We start from the raw sequence: 4,398 nt of genomic DNA, 5'->3' as shown, positions 1-4,398 counted from the left end.
GGATATCCGCTGGGGCTTTGCAATTGGGGCACAGCCGCCTGGCCAACCGCTGGGCGGTGATCAGGATCACGCTGGAAGCGATGTTGAAAGGCGCAATGCCCATGTTGCGCATACGCGTCAGTGTGGTCGGCGCATCGTTGGTGTGCAGGGTCGACATGACCATGTGGCCGGTCTGCGCGGCCTTGATCGCGATATCGGCGGTTTCGAGGTCACGAATCTCACCGACCATGATGATGTCTGGATCCTGCCGCAGGAAGGCTTTGAGCGCGACCGAAAAAGTCATGCCGGCCTTGTCATTCATGCTGACCTGGTTCAYGCCCGGCAAGGTGATTTCAGCAGGGTCTTCGGCCGTCGCGATGTTGACGCCCGGCTTGTTAAGGATGTTCAGGCAGGTATACAGGGACACGGTCTTGCCCGAGCCGGTAGGCCCGGTCACGAGCACCATGCCGTACGGCCGCTGGATGGCGGCCATCAAACGCTCTTTTTCAACGGCCTCATAGCCGAGGGCGTCAATGCCGAGCTTGGCGCTGCTCGGGTCCAGGATACGAATGACGATTTTTTCGCCATACATGGTGGGCAAGGTGCTGACCCGGAAGTCGATGACCCGGTCCGGGCCGATCTTGAGCTTCATTTTGCCGTCTTGCGGCACGCGCTTTTCGGAGATGTCGAGTTTGGAAATGACCTTGATGCGGGCGGCCAGTTTTTCCTTGATGGCCACTGGCGGCGAGGCGATTTCGCGTAATTCGCCGTCAACCCGGAAACGCACGCGGTAGGTGTGCTCGAATGGTTCAAAGTGCAGATCGGAAGCCCGCATGCTGAAAGCATCGAGCAGCATTTTCTGGAGGAATTTGACGACCGGCGCGTCCTCGACCTCAGAGACGCTCGCTTCGCTGTCCTCGGCCGTCGCGTCGGCGCTGGACTCGTCAAACTCGAAATCGTCGCCGATGATGCTTTCCATTGCCTCGGACGCGGAGGTATTGGAAACCTCCACCAGCTTGGAAAGCTTGTCGTATTCGGCAATCACCCAGTCCACGCCCATCTGGGTGGAGAACTTGATTTTTTCTGCCGCCTCCTGGTCGGAGGGGTCCGCCGTCGCCACGATCAGGCGGTTGTTCCGCTTGCTCAGGACAACAATACGGTAAGTTGTACAGATCTTGGGGTCAAGCAGGCCCTTGGGCAGACGCTGGGCGTCAATGGCCTCCAGGTCCAGCAAGGGCGCGGCAAATGCCGTGGACATGGTATGGGCCAGGTCGAACGCGGATAYCGCACCGGACCCGGTCAGCTCGGCAATAAAGCTGGTTCGCCCGCTTTGGGCCTTGCGGAAAATGTCTTCGGCGGCCTTTTGACCCAGTTTCCCCGCCACCACCAAGGCCCGTCCCAGGCCGGGCAGGGCCATGGAAGGCGGTTGGTTGATTGCGGTGTCGACAGCGGCCATGGTTCTGGGGTTTAGCTCAAATAGGTATCATCGCCTATAGATTCCCGGGTGTAAATCGAAAACGCCCCCACCCCCCGGGTAGCGTTGGAAGTATGCGAAGAAACGCACACTTAAGAAAAAAACCGGGCCTGGTCGGGGTGAGAGGATTCGAACCTCCGGCCTCTACGTCCCGAACGTAGCGCTCTACCAGGCTAAGCTACACCCCGCCGTCACACAACCCGTCAGGAACGCCTCTCCAGCAATTGGGAAGCCAGTTGCGTCAAGGCATTACTGTAAATGTTTTGCGGCAAGATCCGCAAGGCATTCAGCGCGCGCTGAGCCTCCACGGCGGCGGCATCGCGGGTTGCCCGCAATGCGCCTGTCTGGTGCACGATCTCGATGATCCGCGTCATCTGGTCGGTCCCGCCGGTTTCAATGGCCTGCCGGATGGTGGATCGCTCGGCCTCGCTGCCGCGCTGCATCGCGATGATCAAAGGAAGGGTTGCCTTGCCTTCCCGCAGGTCATCCCCAAGGTTTTTCMCCATTTCCGAGACGTCCCCGTCGTAATCGAGCACGTCGTCGATCACCTGGAATGCCGTGCCCAGCGCCTGCCCGTAGTCCGCGCAGCTCTCCTCGACGGCCGGCGGCGACTGCGCCAGCAAGGCCGCCAAGCGAGCGCTTGCTTCAAACAGCTTGGCCGTCTTGGAGCGAATTACCCTGAGATAGCCTTCTTCGGACAGTGCCGCGTCGTGCATATTCATGAGCTGCAGCACCTCCCCTTCGGCAATCACATTGGTGGCTTCGGCCAGGGTTTGCATGATGCGCATGTCCCCTGCCTCCACCATCATCTGGAAGGCCCGGGAATACAGGAAGTCGCCGACCAGCACGCTCGCGGGGTTGCCGAAGGCCTCGTTGGCGGTGGCACGGCCGCGGCGCAAGGTGGACTCGTCCACGACGTCGTCATGCAGCAAGGTCGCGGTGTGAATGAACTCCACGACGGCCGCGAGGTTGTAACGCTGGTCACCGCGGTACCCGAGGGCGCCGCACATCAGCAATAAAAGGGCTGGGCGCAACCGTTTCCCGCCGGCCGCCACGATGTAGCCCGAGACCTGGCTGACCAGGGGCACTTCGGACTTCAGGCGGCGCTCGATCACCGCGTCCATCCCGCGCATGTCGTCGGCAATCAGGGCGAGGGCTGCGGCGGTGCTAGAGGAGTTGGCAGACAAAAGGCAATCCAGACGTTAAATGTGGCCCAATTATAGGAAGCCGTCCCGCCCGCCCAGGCCCGGCCGGCTCCGGAAACCGGCGCCCAAAAGCCCCGAAACAGCCCGTCTGGTCAATTTCGGGCTGCCATGCTAGAATATTGGGCTCTGCGGAAATCCGTCTGCAGAACTCAATTTACGAGGTCTTACATGTACGCGGTCATAAAAACCGGTGGCAAACAATACAAGGTTGCTACTGGAGAAAAAATTAAAGTAGAACAGATTGCTGCGGACGTAGGCCAAGAGATCGTTATTGACCAGGTATTGGCTGTCGGCACCGGCAGCACAATCACGGTTGGTACGCCCTTGGTGTCCGGCGCTACTGTTACAGTCACAGTCCTTTCGCAAGGTAGGCACGACAAGGTTCGCATTTTCAAAATGCGCCGTCGCAAGCACTACCAAAAGCGCCAGGGCCACCGGCAAAACTACACGGAACTGCAAATCGGCGTCATCGCCGGTTAAGCAGGGACGTACCAGGAGTAACGAAAAATGGCACAGAAAAAAGGCGGCGGCTCTACGCGAAACGGCCGTGATTCACAGCCCAAAATGCTTGGCGTCAAGAAATTTGGCGGCGAAGTCATCAACGCAGGCAGCATCATCGTGCGCCAGCGCGGCACCAAGTTCCACCCAGGCGTCAATGTCGGCATCGGCAAAGACCACACGCTGTTTGCGCTGGTTGACGGCTCGGTCTCGTTTTCCGTCAAAGGTGCGCTGAACAAGCACACCGTGAATGTGACGCCGGCGTAAGCTGATCACTTCGATAAGTCACTTCGACTGAAACGAAGCCCCGACCTGTCGGGGCTTTTTTGTTTGTAAACTTGATCTTCGGCTCCCATCGCCCCTGGTTTAACCGCAGCACTCCATCATGAAATTCGTTGACGAAGCCTTTATTGACATTGCCGCAGGCGATGGCGGGAGTGGCTGCGTCTCCTTCAGCCATGAAAAGTACAAAGAGTTCGGCGGCCCCAACGGCGGTGACGGCGGGCGCGGCGGGCATGTGTACGCGGTCGCGGACATCAACCTGAACACGCTGGTGGATTTCCGCTTTTCGCGTCGCCACGATGCCCGCAACGGCCAGCACGGCATGGGCTCGGACATGTTTGGCGCCAAGGGCGACGACGTCATCCTCAAGATGCCTGTGGGCACCATCCTGACCGATGCCGAAACCGGTGAAGTCCTTTTTGAGCTGCTGGTGCCTGGCGAGCAGGTGCTGATCGCCAAGGGTGGCGACGGCGGTTTCGGCAATCTGCGCTTCAAAAGCTCGACCAATCGCGCGCCCCGCAGCAAAACGCCGGGATGGCCCGGTGAGCGCAAAAGCCTCAAGCTGGAGCTCAAGGTGCTGGCCGACGTCGGACTGCTGGGGATGCCCAACGCCGGCAAATCCACCTTTATATCGGCGGTTTCCAACGCCCGCCCTCGCATTGCCGACTACCCCTTCACCACGCTTCACCCCAACCTAGGCGTGGTGCGGGTCGGCCCCGAACAAAGTTTTGTAGTGGCCGACCTGYCCGGCCTGATCGAGGGCGCTTCCGAAGGCGCCGGCCTGGGCCATCTTTTCCTGCGACACCTGCAGCGTACCCGCCTGCTGCTGCACATCGTGGACCTGGCTCCCTTCGACGAAGGTGTGGACCCGGTGGCACAGGCCAAGGCCATCGTAGGAGAGCTCAAGAAATACGATGAATCGCTCTATGAAAAACCGCGCTGGCTGGTTCTGAACAAGCT

General features: G+C 59.9%; 5 protein-coding genes and 1 tRNA gene. 3 read left to right on the top strand and 3 right to left on the bottom strand.

The window, feature by feature from the left end:
* The 3 genes from AC1D0P_RS22450 to AC1D0P_RS22440 all read right to left on the bottom strand — a co-directional run.
* On the bottom strand, positions 1-1,435 hold a 1,435-nt coding region (locus AC1D0P_RS22450; RefSeq protein ID WP_477678768.1), incomplete at its 3' end, for an ATPase, T2SS/T4P/T4SS family.
* A 129-nt stretch (positions 1,436-1,564) separates the two neighbouring features.
* Positions 1,565-1,641 (bottom strand) — tRNA-Pro (locus AC1D0P_RS22445).
* 15 nt (positions 1,642-1,656) lie between these two features.
* Positions 1,657-2,640 carry a polyprenyl synthetase family protein gene (locus AC1D0P_RS22440; protein WP_477678767.1) on the bottom strand — a complete coding sequence of 328 codons (984 nt, stop codon included), beginning with the start codon at positions 2,638-2,640 and terminating at the stop codon, positions 1,657-1,659.
* Positions 2,641-2,826: 186 nt separating this feature from the next.
* Between AC1D0P_RS22440 and rplU the strand changes: the two genes are divergently transcribed.
* The 3 genes from rplU to obgE all read left to right on the top strand — a co-directional run.
* Positions 2,827-3,138, top strand: a complete 312-nt coding sequence (gene rplU, locus AC1D0P_RS22435) for a 50S ribosomal protein L21 (RefSeq protein ID WP_477678766.1) — start codon at positions 2,827-2,829, stop codon at positions 3,136-3,138.
* 27 nt (positions 3,139-3,165) lie between these two features.
* Positions 3,166-3,423: a 50S ribosomal protein L27 gene (rpmA, locus tag AC1D0P_RS22430; RefSeq protein ID WP_122955354.1), complete on the top strand. Its 258-nt coding sequence runs from the start codon at positions 3,166-3,168 to the stop codon at positions 3,421-3,423.
* A gap of 118 nt (positions 3,424-3,541) precedes the next feature.
* Positions 3,542-4,398 (top strand): GTPase ObgE (obgE, locus tag AC1D0P_RS22425; protein WP_477678765.1); only part of this gene is annotated, 857 nt, incomplete at its 3' end.

The sequence above is a fragment of the Polaromonas sp. P1_G2 genome, from assembly GCF_056405515.1.
This window is presented reverse-complemented; position numbering and strand designations above follow the sequence as displayed.